This is a genomic window from Prevotellamassilia timonensis (assembly GCF_021531665.1).
GTDB lineage: Bacteria > Bacteroidota > Bacteroidia > Bacteroidales > Bacteroidaceae > Alloprevotella.
In genome coordinates this window covers 1-21,344 of sequence record NZ_JADYUH010000002.1, presented here as the reverse complement: position 1 = coordinate 21,344, position 21,344 = coordinate 1, and the positions used below count along the sequence as shown (strand labels likewise).

The following is a 21,344-nucleotide window of genomic DNA, read 5'->3' as shown; positions in this document are numbered from 1 at the left end:
TACCAAGAAGTTCTTGAAAAAAACTGTCGATTTTGCAAAACGCCGAAATCTGCCCACAAAAGCACGAAATTGGACATCAAAGCGGGTTGCAGAGTCTTCGGATCGATTTCTTTTTTCATTGCAAACTTTTTGAAAATGTGAGAATAAAGAGACTTTCTGACACATTGACCCGTCAAAGGGGAGAGTTATTAGAAAAAACACTACGTTTTACGTTTTAAATTTTTGTACTAATTACAATTCCCTCTATCTTTGCATCGTCAAAAAGACAGAAAAACACCGAGTCGCGAACAGTTTTCATGGCTTCGCAACTTTCAAATTGAAATCAACGGGCAGGCAAATTGTCAGAAACAGCAAGACTGGAGAGAACGACAAGACTGCAAAGCCTTATTACAAATCTTTAACCCTACCCTCAACACCATGACATTTATCGAAGGACCCTGGCAGGAGAAAATCAACGTGACTGATTTCGTACGCCGCAACCTGACCTCCTACGAAGGAGACGCTTCCTTCCTCGTCGGACCCACTGACCGCACGAAGAAACTTTGGAACATCTGTCTTCAGGCCCTTGAAGAAGAACGCGCCAACGGAGGCGTCCGCTCTCTTGACCCCAATACGGTTTCCACCATCACCTCTCACGCCGCAGGCTATATCGACAAAGACAACGAACTCATCGTGGGTCTCCAAACCGACGAACTCCTCCGCCGCGCCATCAAACCCTTTGGCGGCATCAAGGTGGTTGAAAAAGCTTGCCAGCAGCAAGGAACCGAAGTGAGCCCCAAGGTGAAAGACATCTTCACTCACTATCGCAAAACTCACAACGACGGCGTCTTTGACGTTTACACCGAAGAAATCCGCAAATTCCGCTCACTCGGATTCCTCACCGGACTGCCCGACAACTACGCTCGCGGACGCATCATCGGTGACTACCGTCGTCTCGCCCTCTACGGTCTCGACCGCCTCATCGAAGCCAAGCAGGAAGACCTCAAAAACCTTCACGGACCGATGACCGACGCACAAATCCGCCTCCGCGAAGAAGTGGCTGAGCAAATCAAAGCACTCAAGGAAATCTCCAAACTCGGTGAAATCTACGGTCTTGACCTCAACCGACCCGCACAGAACGCTCGCGAAGCCGTTCAGTGGGTATATATGGCATATCTCGCCGCAGTCAAAGAACAGGACGGTGCCGCCATGTCACTCGGAAACGTGTCCTCCTTCCTCGACATCTACATCGAACACGACCTCAAGCACGGCCTCATCGACGAAACCTACGCTCAGGAACTCATCGACCAGTTCGTCATGAAACTCCGCATGGTTCGCCACCTCCGCATGGAAGCCTACAACGAAATCTTCGCCGGCGACCCGACTTGGGTGACCGAAAGCATCGGCGGACGATTCAACGACGGACGCACCAAGGTGACCAAGACATCCTTCCGCTTCCTCCAGACTCTCTACAACCTCGGCCCCTCTCCCGAGCCCAACCTCACCGTGCTCTGGTCCCCCGAACTGCCCGAAGGATTCAAAGAGTTCTGCTCCAAAGTTTCCGTGGACACTTCCTCCATCCAATATGAAAACGACACGCTGATGCGCGAAGTGCGTGGTTCTGATGACTACGGAATCGCATGCTGCGTCTCCTACCAGGACATCGGCCGTCAAATTCAGTTCTTCGGCGCACGATGCAACCTCGCCAAAGCGCTCCTCCTCGCCATCAACGGCGGACGCTGCGAGAAAACCGGAACCGTCATGGTCGAAGGAATCCCCGTCCTCACTTCCGACAAACTCAACTTCGAGGAGGTGATGAACAACTACAAACTCGTGCTGACGCAAATCGCACGCGTCTATAATGATGCCATGAACATCATTCACTACATGCACGACAAGTACTACTACGAAAAGGCTCAGATGGCATTCGTCGATACGAACCCGCGCATCAACATCGCCTACGGTGCTGCCGGTCTCTCCATCGCCATTGACTCTCTCTCCGCCATCAAGTATGCCAACGTCACTGCCAAACGCAACGACATCGGACTCACCGAAGCCTTCGACATCCAAGGCGAGTTCCCCTGCTTCGGCAACAACGACGACCGTGTGGACCACCTCGGCGTAGACCTCGTTTACTTCTTCACCGAAGAACTCAAGAAACTCCCCGTCTATAAGAACGCACGTCCGACTCTCTCTCTGCTGACCATCACTTCCAACGTGATGTATGGAAAGAAAACCGGCGCAACCCCCGACGGACGCGAAAGCGGCGTTGCCTTCGCTCCCGGCGCAAACCCGATGCACGGACGCGACAAGAGCGGTGCAGTCGCTTCTCTCGCCTCTGTGGCAAAACTCCGCTACCGCGACTCCCAAGACGGCATCTCCAACACCTTCAGCATCGTGCCGAAGAGCCTCGGACCCACCGACGAAGAACGCGTGGAGAACCTCATCACCATGATTGACGGCTACTTCACCAAGGGAGCACACCACCTCAACGTGAACGTCCTCAACCGCGAAATGCTGGAAGACGCCATGGTGCACCCCGAGAAATATCCGCAACTCACCATCCGCGTCAGCGGCTACGCCGTGAACTTCGTGAAACTTTCTCGCGAACACCAGTTGGAAGTTATCTCCCGCTCCTTCCACCAGAGCATGTAAGACGCAACCCTGCGCAGCGAGCAGCATAAGACATGATTCATGACGGCAAAGCCAAAGCAATAACGGCAAAGCCGCTCGCTGACAGCAGACAATCACTCAAAGTCCCTTCATTGCCCACGGCATTTGAAGGGACTTTTTCTTTCCCGAGGAAAACAATAAGTCACTGAGAAAATAACGAGAAGTTAGGGGAAAATCACTAACTTTGCGCGGAAAATCAAAATCAACACAGAAATTTATCATAACTTCCCAACCAATCCAACCCCACGAACCGAAGCAAACACATGGCAAAAGATAAAATCATTCTGACCGGCGACCGACCCACCGGACGCCTCCACATCGGACACTATGTAGGCTCACTCAAACGCCGCGTCGAACTCCAAAACGAAGGAGATTTCAAAAAAATGTTCGTCTTCATCGCTGACGCACAGGCACTCACCGACAACATTGACAATCCCGAGAAGGTGAGACAAAACGTGATTGAGGTGGCGCTCGACTATCTCGCCGCAGGACTTGACCCCGAAAAGATTACCATCTTCATCCAAAGCCAAATCCCCGAGCTCTGCGAGCTTTCCTTCTATTTCATGGACCTCGTCAGCGTCAGCCGCCTGCAGCGCAACCCGACCGTGAAAACAGAAATCGGCATGCGCGGCTTCGAATCCAGCATCCCCGTGGGCTTCTTCACCTACCCCATTTCGCAAGCTGCCGACATTTGCGCCTTCAAAGCCACCACGGTGCCCGCGGGAGAGGACCAAAAGCCCATGATTGAACAGGCAACGGAAATTGCACGCCGCTTCAACCACATCTATGGCGAAACGCTCGTCGAACCGCAGATTCTCCTGCCGCAAAACGCCGTCTGCTGCCGACTCCCGGGAACCGACGGAAAGGCAAAGATGTCCAAGAGCCTCGGAAACTGCATCTATCTCGCCGAAACCTCAAAAGAGGTGAAACAGAAGGTGATGTCCATGTACACCGACCCGCAGCACATCCACGTGGAAGATCCCGGACACCTTGAAGGCAACACGGTCTTCACCTATCTCGATGCCTTCTGCAAACCCGAACATTTCGCCGCCTACTGGCCCGACTATCAGAGCCTGGACGAGGTGAAGGAACACTACCAGCGCGGCGGACTGGGCGACATGAAGGTGAAAAAATTCCTGAACAACATTCTCCAAGAAGAACTGGAACCCATCCGCACACGACGCGCAGAGTTCGAGAAAGACATCCCGGCAGTCTATGAAATGCTGAAGAAAGGTTGCGATGAGGCACGCGCCGTGGCTGCAGAAACATTGGACGAGGTGCGCCGCGCCATGAAAATCAACTACTTTGACGATGCCGCACTGATTGCCGAACAAGTCCAACGCTTCGCCGCAAAGTGAGCCTGCCGCATCCGAAACAGCGAATCAAAAGCAAAAAAGCAAGAAATAAAGGCGAGAAAGAAATTAATCGCCCGTTGCATCTTGCGCATTCAAAAAGGATTATGTAACTTTGCACCCGCTTCGTGCGTCAGACCGCCGAAGCAGAAAGAACGAATAATCAAAAAAATCACATAAACACAATGAAAAGAACATTCCAACCTCACAACAGAAAGAGAAACAACAAACACGGTTTTCGTCAGCGCATGCAGACTGCAAACGGTCGTCGCGTGCTCGCTTCTCGTCGCGCCAAAGGTCGCAAGAAACTGACCGTCTCCGACGAAGTTCACGGCAAGAGATGAGAATTGTGTGTGTTCCCACACAAAAATCGGAAATGTGAGAATAGACTGGTTTTACCGTTTATTCTCACATTTTTCTTTCCTTCCACTGCTCCGAAAACGCCCGTAAAAAGATTCTCACCTCCCGCAAACACACTTAGTCCGGCTTTTTGATCGCACAAAAAAGTTTTGTGCTTAACTTTGTGGCGAAATCACACACACAAGCACCCTCTCATATGTCTGCTTTCATCAAAAAAATCTTCAGCCCGCTGGTCATGCTCAACTGCTTGGGCATGATTCTCGTGGTCGTCCTCTTCTTCTTTGGAGCACTTGCGTTCATTGACTTCTACACCCTCCACGGAGAAGAAGTGGAAGTGCCCAAAATCACCGGCGTCAGCGAACAAATCGCCTACAGTAAACTGAAGGCGCTGGGACTGAAGGCGGAGGTCAGAGACACGGGCTACGTCCACAAAGCCGCACCCTTTGAGGTGCTCGAACAATCCATCAAACCCGGAACAAAAATCAAAGCGGGAAGAACCATCTACCTCACCATCAATTCCAACGGCTCAAAACGAATCGAACTCCCGGACCTCGCGGACAACTGCTCAAGACGCGAGGCGGAAGACAAACTCAAAACGCTCGGATTCAAACTCGGAGCAACGGAGTTCATCATCGGTGACCCGGACTGGGTCTATGAGGTGAAAGTGAACGGAAAGACCGTGAAAGCCGGTACACGCATCTCAGTTGATTTGCCCATCACACTGGTGGTCGGAAAGGGAGGATTGGAAGACGAATACAACGGCAACGACAGCCTTGACTACATCTTCAACGCTCCCTTTGAAACAGACGAACCGCTGGAAGGCGAGGTGACCGACGCACCGCAAGACCATGCTCAACCGGAAGAAGACTATTTCGGAGAAGAATAAGTCTCAAACCGACTGACGAGTGTCCCCCAAGCCCCTGCCACTTCCACACACATCCTCACTCACTGTCCAAGAGGCAGTCAGCAGTGAGCACAAAGTCTGAAAAACCGGAAAGAAGTAGCAATATAAATACGTATATGAGTCATCTACGCTTAAAAACAGCGGCATTGTTCTGTTGCCTGCTTTGTGCCGTCCTCACGGCTTGCTCAGCCCATGAAGAAAAGGAGGCAAAAACTCCTGAGGAGGATGCCTCGCAGTTCGTCGTTCTCACGGATGTGGTGCCGGATGCCATACTTGAAATCCGCTACTACAGCACCTACAACTTCATCGGACGACGCATTCCCGGCTACGAAGAACCGATAGCCATGCTCACCCGTCAAGCAGCCGACTCACTCAAAAAAGTGAGCGACGACCTCATCAAGCAGGGGTATCGTCTGAAAATATTCGACGGCTATCGCCCACAGAAGGCTGTGGACTATTTCATGAAATGGGCAAAAGACGTCAACGACACACTGATGAAGCCGTATTTCTATCCCGAACTTGACAAGTCTGTCCTTGTGCCGCAAGAATACATTGCCGAGAAGTCGGGACACACCCGCGGCAGCACCATTGACCTCACTCTCTTCGACATGAAACTGGAAAAAGAAGTGGACATGGGTTGCACCTACGACTATTTCGGTCTTGCCTCACACCCCGACGCACAACCCGGACAGGAAATCGGTGCCTACACCCCCATCAACCGGCAGCAGTATGCCAACCGCATGACGCTGCAAAATGCCATGAAGGCTCACGGCTTCAAACCCTACGATTGTGAGTGGTGGCACTTCACCCTCGAAAACGAACCCTTCCCCAACACCTATTTCACATTCCCCATCGCAAGAAGTTCGCTAAAAAATTGAGTGAGGCGCTGTTCTTTCCTGCGAACCTGCCAAACAGAATGTGAGTCAATCCCACACGACTGAATCAATCCCACCCGACTGACATGCCAAACGAAACGACCACGCCCGCACAGGATTTCTCTGAAATCAGCGACTACACGGAACTCTCCGCCGACTCCCTCGAAAACGAGGAGGAGTTGGAAGAGGAGAGCAACGGACTCTATGAGCATTTCCGTCTCGTGGCAGACAAAGGGCAGCAACTGCTGAGAATCGACAAGTTCCTCATCGACCATCTCCGAGACACCTCCCGCAACCGCATTCAACAGGCGGCAAAGGCAGGTTTCATCCACGCCAACGGGAAACCGGTGAAGAGCAACTATCGGGTGAAACCGGGCGACGTCATCACCCTCCTCCTTGACCGACCACGCTATGAGAACACCATCCTTGCCGAGGACATCCCCCTCGACGTGGTCTTTGAAGACGACCAACTCATGGTCATCAATAAACCTGCCGGATTGGTCGTGCATCCGGGATGCGGCAACTACACGGGAACACTCGTCAATGCCATTGCCTTCCACGAGCGCAATAATCCGAACTACGACCCGAACGACCCCGCCGTGGGACTCGTCCACCGCATCGACAAGGACACCTCCGGCTTGCTCGTGGTGGCAAAAACACCGGAAGCAAAAACAAAACTCGGACTCCAGTTCTTCAACAAAACAACCCGACGTCGCTACAATGCACTCGTCTGGGGAAACTTTGAAGAAGACGAAGGACGCATTGAGGGCAACATCGCCCGCAATCCACGAGACAGAATGCAAATGGCGGTGTTTGACCCGCAGTCGGGCATCGGCAAACACGCCGTCACACACTACCGCGTCCTGCAACGCTTCGGCTATGTCACACTCGTGGAATGCATCCTCGAAACCGGAAGAACCCATCAAATCAGGGTGCACATGAAACACATCGGACATCCGCTCTTCAACGATGAACGCTACGGCGGCACACAGATTCTGCGCGGCACACAGAGCGGGAACTACCAAAGTTTCATCCGAAACTGCTTCGAAATCTGTCCGCGTCAGGCACTCCATGCCAAGACCTTGGGATTCAAACACCCCAAAACAGAGAAAGAGATGGACTTCACAACCGAACTGCCAGAGGACATGAAACAACTGATTGAAAAGTGGGACACCTTCATCAAAGGGTGTGCCGCAAAACCTATATAAATCTTTTCAAAAATATCTTTTCAAAAAAATAAATCTAACGATGAAAAGAACCATTGCCATTGTGGCAGGAGGTGACTCCTCCGAGCACGACGTGTCTCTCCGCTCTGCCGAGGGCATCATGTCGTTCATGGACAAAGACAAGTATGACTGCTTTGTCGTGGAAATCAAAGCCGGTCGCTGGACTGTGGCATACAAAGACGAAAACTGCCACATCGACCGAAACGACTTCTCCTTCACCGCCTCCGACGGGAAACACGAATTTGATTTTGCCTACATCACCATCCACGGAACACCGGGAGAGAACGGAATCCTACAAGGCTATTTTGACCTCATCGGAATCCCCTACTCCACCAGCGACGTACTCGTGGAGTCTCTGACCTTCAACAAATTCGCACTCAACAATTTCCTCAAAGCCTATCCCGAACTGCATCTCGCAGACTCCATCCTCGTCAGAAAAGGAGAAGAACTGCCGAACCCGGAAGCCGTCACGAAAAGACTCGGCATCCCCTGCTTTGTCAAACCCAACGCGGGCGGCAGCAGCTTCGGCGTCACCAAGGTGAAAGAAACCGAAAGCCTCATCAAAGCCATCAAAAAAGCAATGATGGAAAGCGACGAAGTCATGGTGGAGAAAATGATGAGCGGCACTGAAATCACCTGCGGCTGCTATCGCCGACCGAACGGAGAAATCGTCACCTTCCCCATCACCGAGGTGGTGACCACACAGGAGTTCTTTGACTATGATGCCAAATACAATGGCAAAGTGGATGAGATTACTCCCGCACGCATTGCTGACACCACGGCAAAGAGAGTGAGCGAAACGACAAAACGCATCTACCGTCTCCTCGGGTGCTACGGCATCATCCGCATTGACTACATCCTCACCGGCGAAAAAGGCAACGAGCAGATAAACGTGCTCGAAATCAACACCACGCCGGGCATGACCGTCACCAGTTTCATTCCACAGCAGGTAAGAGCCGCCGGTTTGGAAATGAAAGACGTGCTCAGCGACATCATTGAAGGACGCTTCGCCTGAAACTGCAAAAGCAAGAGATACTCCGACAAAGTTCCCCCTAACCCTCCACGCCATGAACATTCACGATTTTGACGCCATCCGTCCCTATCTTCCGGAAGAACTTCCCGAAGTCTTCGAACGACTCCTGGGGAATCCGCAGTTTGCAGCCATCCTGACTTCCTTCTTCCCCGGAATCCCTCTTGAAATGTTGAAGCAGAAACTCCTCGGCTGCCGCGACAACCTCGAGGTGCAAAAGGCGTTCTGCTATCCGTTGCTGAAGAATCTTCTCCAAAAATGCAGCACCTCCATTGAATTTGACACTGCATCCATTCCGGAAGAACGCCGTGCCACGGACAGCTTCACCTTCATCTCAAACCACAGAGACATCGTCCTGGACTCCGCACTGCTCAGCATCCTCTTGATTGAAAACGGCTATCGCACCACCGTGGAAATTGCCATTGGCGACAACCTGCTCATCTATCCTTGGATCAAAGACCTCGTGCGTGTCAACAAATCGTTCATCGTCCAACGCTCCGTCACGATGAGAGAGATGCTTGCCTCCAGCAAACGCATGAGCGACTACATGCACTTCGCTCTCCTGTCAAAACATGAGAACATCTGGATTGCACAGCGAGAGGGACGCGCCAAGGATTCCGACGACCGCACCCAGGAATCTGTCCTGAAGATGATGGCGATGGGCGGAGAAGGAACAGCGGTGGAGAGAATCAAAGCGATGAACCTCGTTCCGCTCGCCATCTCCTACGAACTTGACCCGTGCGATTTCCTTAAAGCCAAAGAATATCAGCAGAAACGTGACATCGAAGGATTCAAGAAGAGCCAAGCAGACGACTTGAACAACATGCACACCGGCATCTTTGGAAAGAAAGGACGCATCGTCTATCGCACCGCAGCACCCGTGAACTCTTGGATTGACGAAATTGCCGACCTCCCGAAAAGTGAGTTCTTCCGCGTACTGGCTGAACGCATTGACCGAGGCATCCACGCCGGCTATGAACTCTATCCTTGCAACTACATCGCCTGCGACCTGCTCGCAGGTTCCCGTCAGCACGCCGAGCACTACACAACCGAGGACGAAACCGCCTTCCGCGCCTATCTCGAAGAAAGGCTCGCGCTGATTGACCTGCCCAATAAGGACGTGGACTTCTTGAAAGAAAGAATCCTCACCATGTATGCCAACCCCGTCAAAAACCACGAGAAAGCAGTTGCCGAAGCTTGACGAAGGGACGTTAATGTAAATAAGGTGTGCGCCTATCCTATAAACTCTGTGTGCCCGATGAAAAACCGACGAATGAAGCAAGCACTGTTTCCCATCTGCTTTTTGTGGCTTGCAGCCGCTCTTTTGTTCGTTGCCTGCGAAGAAGATGAGCCGATGACTCCGCCCTATCGACAAGAAATTGCCGACCTCCCAACTGACGCTCGGGGCGAAGCGCAACAGGTGTGTTTGGACAACGGCACGAACCTGCAGTTGGAGACCACGCTCTCGGGACTGCGCCCCGACACACTCTACCGCGTCCGAGTGCTCTTCACCGAACGCGAAGACGGGCGCATTCACTTGACGGACTATGTTCCCATCCTCGCCCCCGAAGTGGGGAAATATGCCTCAGACAAGATTGTCTGTGACCCGCTGGATGTCGTGGCGTGCTACAAAAGCGGACCCTATGTCAATGTGCAACTCGCGCTGAAAGGCTCGGCGGGCGGCGTGCACGCTTTTGGCTTCCATCAGACGGACTATGTGCGCCACGATGACGGGGCACGCACACTCCACGCACTTCTTTTGCATCATCAGAACAACGACCCGCTCTACTACACTCGCGAGGTCTTCCTCTCCCTTCCCCTGCGTCCGCTCTCAGAACTGCTCCTTGCCGGACGCGACAGCATTGCCGTCCACTTCCACACTTTTGATGGCGAAATGGTCTATCGTTTTGCCTTGTAGATTTTCCTCCATGCCCATCCCTTTTCACCCGCTTGACCTGACGGACATGGCTTCCGTCAGACAACGCGTCAAGGACACCGAGTGTCGAAACTGTGACCTCAATTTCTTGAATCTGTTTTCCTGGCGTTTTCTCTATGACACAGAAATCGCCATCCACAATGACCACCTTCTCTTCCGTTTCAAAGCGGATGGGCATCGTGCCTATCTCGCTCCCGTCGGCGAGAGTGATTGGAAAGACGTGGTGCCGGATCTACTCGACGATGCGGCACGCGACGGACACCCTTTCCTCATGCTCGGCGTCTGCGAACACAGCCTGAAGAAACTGGAGGAAACCATGCCGGGCTATTTCTACGCCAACGCCGATCGACGCTACACCGACTACATCTATGACCGCCAAAGTTTGGCGACGCTCGCAGGAAAGAAACTGCAACCGAAACGCAACTTCGCCAACCGCTTCGCACGTCTCTATCCGAACCATACCTACGCGCCTCTCACGCCGGAGGACATTGAAGAGTGTTTGGAACTACACGCCACATGGACGGAGGCAAAAGGCAAAGAGGATGATGCCGGACGCTACACCTACGAGGCGGAACGAAAGTCCTTGCTGCGCGTCATGGAACACTGGAACGAACTGGACGCCTGCGGCGGAGTCTTGCGCGTCAACGGACAGATGGTGGCTTTCACCTACGGCGCACCCGTGAACCACGACACTTTTGACGTTTGCATGGAAAAAGCCGACACGAACTGTGAAGGCGCATTTGCCTTTATCAACCGAAGTTTCGTGCAGAGCCTGCCGGAAAAATTCATCTACATCAACCGAGAGGACGATTTGGGCATTCCGGGACTCCGACAATCCAAACTCTCCTACCACCCTTCCCTCCTTCTCCACAAATACACCGTCATGACGCGCCACCCGATGCAGGGATGAAACGAAAAAGTTCTTTCCAGATGTTCGATCTTCTTGACTTAATCAAATTCCAGACTCGAGACTTGTGGCGCAATTGCTTCCACGAATCCGAGGAATTCATGGACATCTATTTTGACAAAAAATATACCCACAATACCAACTTCACCCTGCGCCACAGAGGAGAAACGTTGGCAGCGGCGCAACTTTTCCCATACCGTCTCACAATCTATGGTTCCGTCACCCGCATGGGTTATGTCTCCGGACTCGCCACCAACCCCTTCTGCCAAGGCAAAGGCTACGCCGGTCGTGTGCTCCGGGCATGTCACCGTAAACTTTTGGAACAAAACACCCCACTGAGCATGCTCATTCCCGGAGACGAAAGCCTCAGAAAATTCTATGAGAGTCCTCAGCACGGTTCCTATTGGACAGCAAGTTATCGCAAGACCGAAGCGCTGGACATTTCAGGCGACGGAGATTTTGGAGCGATTTCGGTGAACCGCCTGGACGAATGGGACAACTCACTTTTCGTCTTCTTTCACCGCCTCACCCACGACCTTCCATTCATGGTCCACCCCTCCGCTTCCGACTTCTTTGCCGCCATTGAAGCCGCCCATTTGGGAGAGGCATATCTGCTGGTGGCACACTGCGGCAAACGCATGGTCGGACTCTGCCTGGCAGTGCGAGAGGACGACGGGCGTATCATGATTCGCAGCCTCGCCATCGCCGAGGCGGAAGCACGCGCCGCTTTCGTGGACTGGTTGTGTCGCCACTGCGAAGTGGAAAAAGTTTGGCGACGCTTTGCCGCTCGGGGCACCGACCCCGGGGCTGAACCCTACGCAATGGCTCGTGTCACCAATGCCTACCAATTCCTTTCGTGCATTGCCGCTGCGAATCCGGACTTTTCGATGCGCATTGGCGTTGGAGGAGACCAGGACTTGCCTGTGAACAACGGCTGGTATGAAGTGAAGAACGGCAGCGTCGACTACACCGACCAAATGCCTGAACGCATCGTCACTCCCGGCGGACTCGCCGCCATGTTCCTCGCCGCGCAACCTCTGATTCTTGACCTCATGATGGATGAATGATTTCAAGGATGTTCTATAAATCATGGTTGAGTTGGTTTTTATTTCTCAGAGAAAACGCCCAAACATAAACTCTTTCTTGTGAGCGTTCCTTGTTCCTATAAGAACACCTTGTCAAAACACCTTCACAGCACACCGCAAAATGAAAAAACTCACTCTCTTCCTCACATTGGCTTGCTCCCTCAGTCTGCAAGCACAAACCGCCAAAGAACTCAAACAAACCTCGCTCCGCAACTGGGGCATCGGCACCGCGCAATACAGTGGCATCACTCCGCTGGACTCTTCACGCTACGCCGTCGTCAGCGACAAAGAACCGGCTGACGGCTTCTTCCTCTTCCACATCACACAAGACCCTTCCGATGGCACTGTCACCGACGTGCGACTGGAAGGGTTCAAGGGCAACGCCCGCCCTCGCGTCAATGCAGAAGGAATCTGCACACGCGACTGTGAAGGCGTGGCTTACTTCCCATCCGCCAACACCGTTTTCATCAGCGGGGAGGGAGACCAAAAGATTTTGGAATATGGGTTGGACGGACAACCCACGGGCAGAGAGTTGGAAATTCCGAAACTGTTCCAAACGGAGAACATCGTGCCGAACTACGGTTTTGAAGCACTGACCTACGACACCGTGCGCCACACCTTCTGGACCATCACGGAAAGCACGCTCCGCAGCGATGGCGAGGCGGCATCTCCCGCCCACCCCGACGTGCAGAACCTGCTCCGCCTGCAAAGTTTCGGCGACGACCTGCAACCCGGCGCGCAATATGCCTATCGCATGGATCGCGGTGTCACGGAAAAGTTTGGAAAGATTTATGTTTTCGGTGTTCCCTGCCTCACTCCCCTTCCCGATGGTCGTCTGCTCGTTTTGGAACGTGAGGCAAACATCCCGAACGGCTATCTCGGCAGTGTTTGTCATTGCAAACTCTTCCTGGTGAACCCCATTGCGGCTCGTCCGATTGACCCTTCGATTCCTTTGAAGGAAATTGACCCCAACCGTTTCCTGGACAAACGGCTGCTTGCCGCGTGGACCACAAAGATGGATCTGACGAAATTGAATTTTGCAAACTACGAGGCACTCTGTCCGGGCATCCGCCTCCACGACGGACGTCAGTCGCTTCTGCTTCTCTGTGATTCACAAGGCGGTTTCGGCAAAGGTCCCATTCATTTGAAAGACTACATCAAAGTCATCCTGATTGGGGATTAACTTGTTGCAACACCCACTTGACATGGTGTGAAAGTTTCACCCTCGAAGGTGCGTCAGAATGGCTAAGATGCAAGGCGCTGAGGATGAGGGCGCAGGGAGTGTACTGAAGTACACGACCAAGCCCGAATCCGATAGCAACGAAGCAGATTGGCTATTATGACACACCGCCATCATTTTGAAATGCTCTTGGAACTACTCCTCCATCTCCTCGCCTCCGGGTTTGCGGAAGAAACTGAAGTTCACACTGCCGTAGGCACGATGCTCCAAGAACCAGGGATGACTTTCAAAACTGTGGCTGGCTCCGTGTTCCAAGACAAAGAGACCACCTTCCGCCCAGACCTCTGACTTTGCCAGCCGCTCGGGGAGTTCGGGGAGTTCGGCAAGTGCGTAGGGAGGGTCGGCGAAAATGAGGGGGAAACGCTGATGACCACGCGCCACATACTTCAGCGCATCGCCGCGAACGACGGTCCAGGCGGGGTCTCCCAGACTGCGGCAGCACTGACTGATGAAGGCGGCATGGTTTCGGTCCATCTCGACCGTGACAACGGCGGGACAGCCTCGCGAAAGGAACTCCATGCTCATGCTTCCCGTGCCGCCGAAGAGGTCAAGCACGGGCGTGTCTTCCCAATCGACGTAGGCTCTCAGCACGTTGAACAGATTTTCCTTGGCAAAGTCGGTGGTGGGACGGGCGGAAAAGGACTTTGGAATTTGAAAATGCCGCCCTTTGTATTTTCCAGTAATGATTCTCATGAACTTACGTTATAGGTGTCACTTCAGCACGGCGCAGAGGAGGTCGAAGGAAACGCCCTGCGCGGCGGTGAGGGGATGACGGTTGAACTCTGAGGCTGCGGACATGCCGACGGCGTGGGGCAGATGCCGGCTGAGTTCGGCGACGACGGAAGGACAGAGTGCCTCATCGCCGGAGACCTGCGTGGCAACGGCGGAGGGAGGAATGCCGAACTGACGCAGCGCGGAGAGGGCATAGTAGGCAACGTCCGTCGGTGCCGTGGCGGGCCAGGTGTTCAAAAGGAGCAAACGGGTCTCGTTGAGCAGAGCCAGGGTGAAAAGACCGTCGTGGACATAGACATAAAGACGATGTGCGACACTCACCGCAGTCTTCCGTGCAAGCCGAGAGAGCCAGGGCGTGAGCGAAGCATAGAAATGTGCCTGTGGCAACGCCTCCTCCACGCGGTGACAGAGCGCGGGGTCGGCGGAAAAGAGAAGCACGGCGTTGAGGGCAGGAACAGGGTCATAGAAAACACGACCGCGACGCCCTTCACTGAAGCACTGATGGTGCAACGCCTCTGCATCTTCCTCCTGAAAGTCAGCAAGCGGAACGGGCGTGACAGCGCCGCTGAACCCCACTTCCACGCGATTTTCTGTCAGCGAAAGGAGAAAATCGTCACGAAGTGCTTCACCCAGACGAACAAGAAGGGAACTGCCTGGAATCACAGACCAAGACTTGACAGCGAAACCGCCCGTGGCTTCCGCGGAAGGCACAAGGGCTGTGATTTCTGTGTCGGAAATGCGAAGATGGGGATGGATGGGCATGAGGGGAAGGGGAAGGAAATGAGACAAAGTCTGGTTTGGGGACTATTGGTTGCGCCAAAAGAGGAATTTTCCGAAAGCGGCGGCGAGCAGAACGCCGAGACTGTTGGCAAGGAAGTCAAAGAGGTCACCACCGCGCCATGTGGTACCATATTCTTGTACCAACTCTATCACGCCGCTCATCAGAATGGGGAGCACCACACCGAGCACAAGACCACGGCGAAGATTGAGAGTGGCGTGCCGACGGGCATGTTCCCACCACATGATACCGAACGTGCCGAGATACATCACCACGTGAACCACCTTGTCCAAATTGGGAATCTCCGACAGCGACGGGACGGAAGGCGGACGGAAAAGGCACAAATACCAAATCAGCACCACGCAGCCGCAAGTGAGGGGATAGTGGCGCAAAATCGCGAGAATGCGGCAGCGAGGTGGCTTAGAGGAACTTTCCAACTTCTTCATTGTAGGAAAAACCAACGTCCGACAAAACCTTCAACAGGTTCTCTTGGTCCACACCCTCCGCTGCGCAAAACTCATCAAGATTTTCATAGTCATCGCGCAACTTGGTGTTCACATAACTGAGAAGGATAAAGGGGTCACGGGGTAAACTCATTGTCTTGTAACGATAGATTGAAAGAAGTATATCCCACAGAATCATGCGGAATCGCGGCAAAGTTAGTCCTTTTGGCGCAAAACGGGGCGTCAGCCTGTCTGAAATGTGCGTCACGCTTCCGCCGCGTTTCACTTCTTGGGTACGCCGCCCACGAGATAGAAGCGCTCCGTCGTGCGAGTCAGGGCAGTGTAGAACCAGCGAAGAAAAGCACGGTCCATTTCGGGCACGAAACCGGCATCAACATAGACCCGCTCCCACTGTCCGCCCTGCGCCTTGTGACAGGTGACGGCGTAGGCATACTTCAGTTGAAGCGCGTTGTAGTAGGGGTCTTCGCGCAAGGCTCGGAAGCGTTTTCGGCGGTCGCGGATGTGGGCATAGTCTTCCAAGACGCGCTCATAGAGTTCATGACTCTCCGTGGCGGTCAGAGAGGGAGACTCACTGGTGAGCGTGGAGAGAAGCACGCGGGCGGTGAGTTCAAAGTCGTCATAGTCCGGAAAGCGGAGGACAGCCTCACCGAAAAGGAAACCGTGCTGGGTGTGGACGTTCCGCAAACGCTCGACCACGGCGACATCGCCGTTGGCAATGAACGAGAAAGGCAGCGTCTCGCCCTTTGGCAGGGTCGCGGCAAGTTGCTCCGCCCAGAAATAGTTGTTTTTGACGACCATCACTCTGTCGCCGCGGTTCAAAACGTCCTCAAAATCCAAAATGCGGGCGCGGATGCCTTGGTTGTAGATGCCGGCTTGTTTGTTGGAGCGCACGACGACGACGGTCTCGTCAATGCCCACGGTGTCATAGTCGGTCTGAAGCTGCTCAATGAGGTCGTTTTGCATGAGGGAGCGCACTTCGCCGGTCTCGGAGGTATGGATGGGCGGAAAAGCACTCGTCAGGTTCTGCTCTTGCCACTGCCGAACGAGGGTGGCTTCGCTGACCACGGAACTCCGACTTTGCTGTCGGACCACATCTGTGAGGTCTGCGCTTCCGGTGAGCAGACCGTAGCGTCGGAAGGTTTCGTCCTGCAACGCGGGGCTCTCCTCCTCCCCGACGGGCGGCAACTGTGCGGTGTCGCCAACCAGCAGCAAGCGACATCCGTCGCCGGAATAGACAAAAGAGACAAGGTCGTCCAAGAGTTCACCGCTGCCGAAAAGACTGTCGTTTTGGAAGCCCGTTCCCGAGGAAATCATGGAAGCCTCGTCCACGATGAAAAGCGCGCCGCGGAGGGAATTGTGTCCGAGTGCGAAGCGCGTGTCTTCGCCGCGGAAGGTCTCTTGGCGATAGATGGTACGGTGAATCGTGCTTGCCTTGGCGCCAGCCATGCGGGAGAACACCTTGGCGGCACGTCCGGTCGGTGCGAGCAAGACGGTGGGCATGCCGCACCGCGACATGGTTTTCACCAACGCCGCCACCAAAGACGTCTTGCCCGTTCCGGCATAGCCGCGAAGAATGCAAGCGGGGCGAGGCTTGGGAGTCACCACAAAATGGGACAGCAAAAGAGCGGCGCGAGCCTGGGACGCCGTGAAACGATGCCCCAACTCTTTTTCAAGTGCCGCAAGAAAAAATTCGCTGTCCATACCTTATTATATATAGACTCACACCTCACGTTATATATAGACTCACACCTCACGCAAAACGTCCCGTGAGGAAAGCACGACCGTAGGCAGCGATATAGACGAAGCAGCACAAAGGAACGAGGAAGCCCCAAGCCATGCACCAAGTGTCGGCAATCATGCCCATGAGGACGGGAGCGACGGCGCCGCCGACGATGCACATAATCAGATAGGAAGAGGCGGTCTTCGTGTGTCTGCCGAGACCACGCAGCGCAAAGGCGAAAATGGTGGGGAACATGATGCTCTCGCAGAGCGAACAAACCATGATGGCACCCATGCCAGGCACGCCACGAACAAAGATGACGAGCGACATGGCGAAGATGGCACCGAGCGCACAGCCAATCAATAACTTTTCAGGACGGATTCTCTTCATGAGCAGAAAACCGCTGATGCGACCACACAGAAAGAAGCCCATGCGACCGAAAGAGAGCATCAGCGCAGCCACAGCGTTGGTCACATCGCCTTCTTCAACTACATAGTTGATAAAGAAACTGTTGATGCCGGTCTGCGCGGCGACATAGAGGAACAACGCGCCAAGGCCGAAGACAAAATGACGATGACTCCAAAGCCCGCGGTCAGACTCATCGGCGGCTTCAACGGACGAAGCGGCTTTCACGTCAGGGAGTTTGACAAAGGAGAAAAGGACGGCGACGAGCAAGACGGCGATGCCGATGATGGTGTAGGGCGTGGCAATGTCAGCCTCACTGCTGCCACCGGAGAAGAGGAAAAGTCCGCCGACGAGAGGACCGACAATCCATCCGAGCCCGTTGAGCGACTGCGCGAGATTGATGCGACGCTCCGCATCTTGAGGACTGCCGAGCACGGTGACGTAGGGGTTTGCCGCCGTTTCCAAACAGGTCAGTCCGCAGCCGATGACAAAGAGCGAGAAAAGGAAAAACGGGAAGGAGAGGAGCATGCTGCCGGGAATGAAAAGCAAAGCACCGATGCCGTAGAGACAGAGGCCGCTGAGCACACCGGCACGATAGCCGAAACGACTGATGATGCGCCCTGCTGGGAGCGCCATGAGGAAGTAGCCGCCGTAGAGCACCATCTGAATGAAGGCTGACTGCGTCTTGTTGATGTGGAGCGTCTCCTGAAAATGTTTGTTCAACACGTCAAGGATGCTGTGCGCAAAGCCCCAAAGGAAGAAGAGGCTGGTGACCAGGACAAAGGGGGCAAGGAAATCCGTGCCGTCCAGTCCGCGCACGAGTTTCAACGTTTTGTGTTTCATTTCTTTCTACTCATTTTTATATTTGAAGCCTTCAGCGGCGGAGTGGCGACGAATGGACTTTCTCGTTCTCCGCACACGCCGACTTCACATGAAGTTTTGCAAAATTAAGGATTCGTCGGCAGATAGCAGGTTTTTCCACAAAGAAATATGAAGCGCTTCTTGTTGAAGCCGGCGCATGAAGACACACAGAATGAACTGGCACACAGACCGAAACGTCCCAAAAGAGCCTCGCCGGAACCCCGGGAATCCATTCCGCCGATGCCGCTTTTCTCTCCGCTTCTCGTGAAAAAAGGTTGCCGACCTCTTCGTCATTCGGGAAAAATACCCCAATTTTGTGCTCGCTTTCTCCATTTTTGAAAGAAGACACCTTCCACTTTGAAAGAAGATGGCTTCATTCTGAAGAAAGAGACTAACACCCTGAAAGAAGATTCTTCCACGCATGTCCAACACCCAAAATTGGCAAAGTTGTTTGGAGTTCATCAGTCAGCAGGTCTCTCAGCAAGACTTCCGAACCTGGTTTGAACCCATGCAGTTCGTCAGCTTCCAAGCCGACGAACTGACACTGGCTGTGCCCAGCAGATTCTTTGCTGAATACGTGGACGGACACTATCCCGAGATGCTGAAGAAAGCACTCGTTACTCACTTTGGCGAGAAGGTGAGACTGCGCTACAAACTCTCCGCAGAAAACGCGCCCCTCCCCGAAACAACTGCCGCCCCAATCCACACGGGACACCCGCAACAGAGCGTTGACCAACGAAGACTGCCGCCGCTGGACCCGCAGTTGAACGTGCGCTACACGTTTGAGAACTTCGTCGAGGGAGTCAGCAACCGACTCGCGAGAAGCGTGGGACTCAGCATCGCCAACAACCCCGGAAAATCTTCCTTCAACCCCTTCTTCCTCTACGGACCCAGCGGCGTGGGAAAAACGCACCTCGTCAACGCCATCGGAGTCAAAATCAGAGAACTCACACCCGAAAAAAGAGTGCTCTTCGTCTCTGCCCACGTCTTCAAAACCCAATACACGGACTCCGTCATACACAACACGTCAAACGATTTCATTCACTTCTATCAAACCGTGGACGTGCTCATCATTGACGACATTCAGGAAATCACAACTTCCAAAACGCAACTCGCGTTCTTCCATATCTTCAACCATCTCCAACAGAACAACAAGCAAATCATCATCACCTGCGACCGACCGCCCGTGCTCTTTGAGGGCATCGAAGAAAGAATGCTGACGCGCTTCAAATGGGGAATGGTGGCAGAACTGGAGAAACCGGACTCACAACTGCGCAAAGACATTCTCCTCTCAAAAATCAGACGCGACGGACTCCAATTCCCGGAGGAAGTGGTCAAGTATATTGCAGAGAATGTGGAAAGCAGCGTGCGGGAACTGGAAGGAATCATCAACTCCATCATGGCGAGCGCAGTCGTGGACAACTGCGAAATCGACCTCGAACTCACCCGCCGCGTCGTGGCAAGAGCGGTCAATCTTGAAAAAAAGAAACTATCTGCCGACGACATCATCGCTGCAGTCTGCGGACACTACGGCGTGAAAGCAAAAGACCTCAACTCGAAAAGCAGAAAAAGAAACGTGGTGGCGGCAAGACAACTTGCCATGTTCCTCTCGCACAAGTACACGGGCGCATCCTACAATCTCCTCGGACGGAAGTTCGGAGGAAAAGACCACACCACCGTGCTCTACGCCTGCAACCAGGTCTCACGTCGCATCAGCACTGACAAAAACTTCAGAAGAGAAGTTGAAGACCTCGAAAGTGTGCTGAAATGACAGGCGAGTGACTTCGCAGAAAACAAAAAGTGAGAGCAAACGGACAATACCAAATGAAAGAACCATCGCTCTCAAACAAAAAAACACAAGGATTGTTTGGAACATATCCGCATTTTTACTTACCTTTGCACCGCTTTCAAAACGAAAGCACCTCCGGAAAGGTGCTCGAGTGGTTGAAGAGGCACGCCTGGAAAGCGTGTAACCGGCAAAACTGGTTCGCAGGTTCGAATCCTGTCCTTTCCGCTCCGGATTTTCAAAAGGAAGACTCACACGGGTCTTCCTTTTTTTTGCGTATAGGACATGGCGGGCTGTGTGAATGAAGAGACTACTGTTCACCAAACTGCGTGTATATACATATAAAAAAGGTATGCAAAAACTATGCAAAACATACACAGAACCCTACACAATACACTACATCAATTTGATTATCTGAATGTTATGCAGTGTATGATTTATGATCTAAACCCTACACAAACCCTACACTGAAACCGGCAAAAACCTACACTGAAACCTACACTGACGCGGTCAAAACCCTACACTGAAACCGGCACTGAAACGTGCAAAACCCTACACTGAAACCGACAAAACCCGACACTGAAACCGACACTGAAACGTGCAAAACCCTACACTGAAACCTACACTGAAACGTGCAAAACCCTACACTGAAACTATACACGAAAGCCTACACCGCAACCCTACATTCTGTTTTTTGAACACGAATCAAACGAATGGAACGAATGAACGCGAATGAATCGTGTGGAACGAACGAACAAACGTGACGAACAAAACGAACATGGCGTCACTCCTTCAAGCCGACTCGTCACATCCACAAGCCGACTCGTCACTTTCTCTTTAACATCGGGTCTGGGAGCGCACCTAAGAAAAACTAGGAGCGCACCTAAGAAAAACTAGGAGCGCACCCGGTTAAAACTAGGAGCGCACCTAATTTCACTTTGCCTTCCCCAAATTTTTCTTTCCCTTCCTCAAATTTTTATTTGCCTTCCTCAAATTTTTATTTGCCTTCCTCAAATTTTTATTTGCCTTCC

Annotated in this window: 19 protein-coding genes and 1 tRNA gene; 14 read left to right on the top strand and 6 right to left on the bottom strand. The window is 53.1% G+C overall.

Annotated features, from left to right (window positions below):
• The first annotated feature begins 417 nt into the window (after positions 1-417).
• From pflB to I6E40_RS00710, 12 genes are all read left to right on the top strand, one after another.
• The gene (gene pflB / locus I6E40_RS00765; RefSeq protein WP_235384941.1) at positions 418-2,634 is read left to right on the top strand and encodes a formate C-acetyltransferase; all 2,217 of its coding nucleotides are present in this window, start codon (positions 418-420) and stop codon (positions 2,632-2,634) included.
• A gap of 281 nt (positions 2,635-2,915) precedes the next feature.
• Positions 2,916-4,010 (top strand): tryptophan--tRNA ligase, encoded by a 1,095-nt coding sequence (trpS, locus tag I6E40_RS00760; protein ID WP_235384940.1) that lies wholly within the window; start codon positions 2,916-2,918, stop codon positions 4,008-4,010.
• A 179-nt stretch (positions 4,011-4,189) separates the two neighbouring features.
• Complete coding sequence (gene rpmH, locus I6E40_RS00755; RefSeq protein ID WP_235384939.1) at positions 4,190-4,348, top strand: 50S ribosomal protein L34; 159 nt, start codon at positions 4,190-4,192, stop codon at positions 4,346-4,348.
• A 212-nt stretch (positions 4,349-4,560) separates the two neighbouring features.
• Positions 4,561-5,250 (top strand): PASTA domain-containing protein, encoded by a 690-nt coding sequence (locus tag I6E40_RS00750; protein WP_235384938.1) that lies wholly within the window; start codon positions 4,561-4,563, stop codon positions 5,248-5,250.
• A 134-nt stretch (positions 5,251-5,384) separates the two neighbouring features.
• Positions 5,385-6,146 (top strand): M15 family metallopeptidase, encoded by a 762-nt coding sequence (locus I6E40_RS00745; RefSeq protein ID WP_235384937.1) that lies wholly within the window; start codon positions 5,385-5,387, stop codon positions 6,144-6,146.
• A gap of 83 nt (positions 6,147-6,229) precedes the next feature.
• Positions 6,230-7,351, top strand: coding sequence for an RluA family pseudouridine synthase (locus tag I6E40_RS00740; protein WP_235384936.1), 1,122 nt, complete (start codon positions 6,230-6,232; stop codon positions 7,349-7,351).
• A gap of 40 nt (positions 7,352-7,391) precedes the next feature.
• A complete protein-coding gene (locus I6E40_RS00735; protein WP_235384935.1) occupies positions 7,392-8,384 on the top strand; it encodes a D-alanine--D-alanine ligase in 993 nt (330 codons plus the stop codon).
• A 52-nt stretch (positions 8,385-8,436) separates the two neighbouring features.
• Positions 8,437-9,600, top strand: coding sequence for a 1-acyl-sn-glycerol-3-phosphate acyltransferase (locus tag I6E40_RS00730; protein WP_235384934.1), 1,164 nt, complete (start codon positions 8,437-8,439; stop codon positions 9,598-9,600).
• 72 nt (positions 9,601-9,672) lie between these two features.
• Positions 9,673-10,317 (top strand): hypothetical protein, encoded by a 645-nt coding sequence (locus tag I6E40_RS00725; RefSeq protein ID WP_235384933.1) that lies wholly within the window; start codon positions 9,673-9,675, stop codon positions 10,315-10,317.
• 10 nt (positions 10,318-10,327) lie between these two features.
• Entirely contained in the window at positions 10,328-11,245 is a 918-nt protein-coding gene (locus I6E40_RS00720; protein ID WP_410897019.1) for a DUF2156 domain-containing protein, read from the top strand.
• A 20-nt stretch (positions 11,246-11,265) separates the two neighbouring features.
• Positions 11,266-12,309: a GNAT family N-acetyltransferase gene (locus tag I6E40_RS00715; RefSeq protein ID WP_235384932.1), complete on the top strand. Its 1,044-nt coding sequence runs from the start codon at positions 11,266-11,268 to the stop codon at positions 12,307-12,309.
• 139 nt (positions 12,310-12,448) lie between these two features.
• Positions 12,449-13,510 (top strand): esterase-like activity of phytase family protein, encoded by a 1,062-nt coding sequence (locus I6E40_RS00710; protein WP_235384931.1) that lies wholly within the window; start codon positions 12,449-12,451, stop codon positions 13,508-13,510.
• A 192-nt stretch (positions 13,511-13,702) separates the two neighbouring features.
• On the opposite strand, the gene I6E40_RS00705 is transcribed toward I6E40_RS00710, so the two are convergent.
• The 6 genes from I6E40_RS00705 to I6E40_RS00680 all read right to left on the bottom strand — a co-directional run bounded on the left by I6E40_RS00705 (position 13,703) and on the right by I6E40_RS00680 (position 18,509).
• Positions 13,703-14,260: an RsmD family RNA methyltransferase gene (locus I6E40_RS00705; protein ID WP_235384930.1), complete on the bottom strand. Its 558-nt coding sequence runs from the start codon at positions 14,258-14,260 to the stop codon at positions 13,703-13,705.
• An 18-nt stretch (positions 14,261-14,278) separates the two neighbouring features.
• Positions 14,279-15,061 carry a DUF3822 family protein gene (locus I6E40_RS00700; protein ID WP_235384929.1) on the bottom strand — a complete coding sequence of 261 codons (783 nt, stop codon included), beginning with the start codon at positions 15,059-15,061 and terminating at the stop codon, positions 14,279-14,281.
• A gap of 42 nt (positions 15,062-15,103) precedes the next feature.
• Positions 15,104-15,523, bottom strand: a complete 420-nt coding sequence (locus I6E40_RS00695) for a VanZ family protein (protein ID WP_235384928.1) — start codon at positions 15,521-15,523, stop codon at positions 15,104-15,106.
• Entirely contained in the window at positions 15,498-15,674 is a 177-nt protein-coding gene (locus I6E40_RS00690) for a DUF4250 domain-containing protein (protein ID WP_235384927.1), read from the bottom strand. The genes I6E40_RS00695 and I6E40_RS00690 overlap by 26 nt, the downstream gene beginning before the upstream one ends.
• A gap of 128 nt (positions 15,675-15,802) precedes the next feature.
• Entirely contained in the window at positions 15,803-17,242 is a 1,440-nt protein-coding gene (locus tag I6E40_RS00685; protein ID WP_235384926.1) for an ATP-dependent RecD-like DNA helicase, read from the bottom strand.
• 49 nt (positions 17,243-17,291) lie between these two features.
• Positions 17,292-18,509: a sugar MFS transporter gene (locus I6E40_RS00680; RefSeq protein WP_235384925.1), complete on the bottom strand. Its 1,218-nt coding sequence runs from the start codon at positions 18,507-18,509 to the stop codon at positions 17,292-17,294.
• Positions 18,510-18,948: 439 nt separating this feature from the next.
• Between I6E40_RS00680 and dnaA the strand changes: the two genes are divergently transcribed.
• Together dnaA and I6E40_RS00670 are read left to right on the top strand one after the other, a co-directional pair.
• Complete coding sequence (gene dnaA / locus I6E40_RS00675) at positions 18,949-20,298, top strand: chromosomal replication initiator protein DnaA (protein ID WP_235384924.1); 1,350 nt, start codon at positions 18,949-18,951, stop codon at positions 20,296-20,298.
• Between the two features lie 155 nt (positions 20,299-20,453).
• Positions 20,454-20,541 (top strand) — tRNA-Ser (locus tag I6E40_RS00670).
• Positions 20,542-21,344: the final 803 nt, after the last annotated feature.

Bases quoted from the DNA above. Each gene is read 5' to 3' on its own strand.
- pflB (WP_235384941.1), top strand. From the start codon at position 418: ATGACATTTATCGAAGGACCCTGGCAGGAGAAAATCAACGTGACTGAT.
- trpS (WP_235384940.1), top strand. From the start codon at position 2,916: ATGGCAAAAGATAAAATCATTCTGACCGGCGACCGACCCACCGGACGC.
- rpmH (WP_235384939.1), top strand. From the start codon at position 4,190: ATGAAAAGAACATTCCAACCTCACAACAGAAAGAGAAACAACAAACAC.
- I6E40_RS00750 (WP_235384938.1), top strand. From the start codon at position 4,561: ATGTCTGCTTTCATCAAAAAAATCTTCAGCCCGCTGGTCATGCTCAAC.
- I6E40_RS00745 (WP_235384937.1), top strand. From the start codon at position 5,385: ATGAGTCATCTACGCTTAAAAACAGCGGCATTGTTCTGTTGCCTGCTT.
- I6E40_RS00740 (WP_235384936.1), top strand. From the start codon at position 6,230: ATGCCAAACGAAACGACCACGCCCGCACAGGATTTCTCTGAAATCAGC.
- I6E40_RS00735 (WP_235384935.1), top strand. From the start codon at position 7,392: ATGAAAAGAACCATTGCCATTGTGGCAGGAGGTGACTCCTCCGAGCAC.
- I6E40_RS00730 (WP_235384934.1), top strand. From the start codon at position 8,437: ATGAACATTCACGATTTTGACGCCATCCGTCCCTATCTTCCGGAAGAA.
- I6E40_RS00725 (WP_235384933.1), top strand. From the start codon at position 9,673: ATGAAGCAAGCACTGTTTCCCATCTGCTTTTTGTGGCTTGCAGCCGCT.
- I6E40_RS00720 (WP_410897019.1), top strand. From the start codon at position 10,328: ATGCCCATCCCTTTTCACCCGCTTGACCTGACGGACATGGCTTCCGTC.
- I6E40_RS00715 (WP_235384932.1), top strand. From the start codon at position 11,266: ATGTTCGATCTTCTTGACTTAATCAAATTCCAGACTCGAGACTTGTGG.
- I6E40_RS00710 (WP_235384931.1), top strand. From the start codon at position 12,449: ATGAAAAAACTCACTCTCTTCCTCACATTGGCTTGCTCCCTCAGTCTG.
- I6E40_RS00705 (WP_235384930.1), bottom strand. From the start codon at position 14,260: ATGAGAATCATTACTGGAAAATACAAAGGGCGGCATTTTCAAATTCCA.
- I6E40_RS00700 (WP_235384929.1), bottom strand. From the start codon at position 15,061: ATGCCCATCCATCCCCATCTTCGCATTTCCGACACAGAAATCACAGCC.
- I6E40_RS00695 (WP_235384928.1), bottom strand. From the start codon at position 15,523: ATGAAGAAGTTGGAAAGTTCCTCTAAGCCACCTCGCTGCCGCATTCTC.
- I6E40_RS00690 (WP_235384927.1), bottom strand. From the start codon at position 15,674: ATGAGTTTACCCCGTGACCCCTTTATCCTTCTCAGTTATGTGAACACC.
- I6E40_RS00685 (WP_235384926.1), bottom strand. From the start codon at position 17,242: ATGGACAGCGAATTTTTTCTTGCGGCACTTGAAAAAGAGTTGGGGCAT.
- I6E40_RS00680 (WP_235384925.1), bottom strand. From the start codon at position 18,509: ATGAAACACAAAACGTTGAAACTCGTGCGCGGACTGGACGGCACGGAT.
- dnaA (WP_235384924.1), top strand. From the start codon at position 18,949: ATGTCCAACACCCAAAATTGGCAAAGTTGTTTGGAGTTCATCAGTCAG.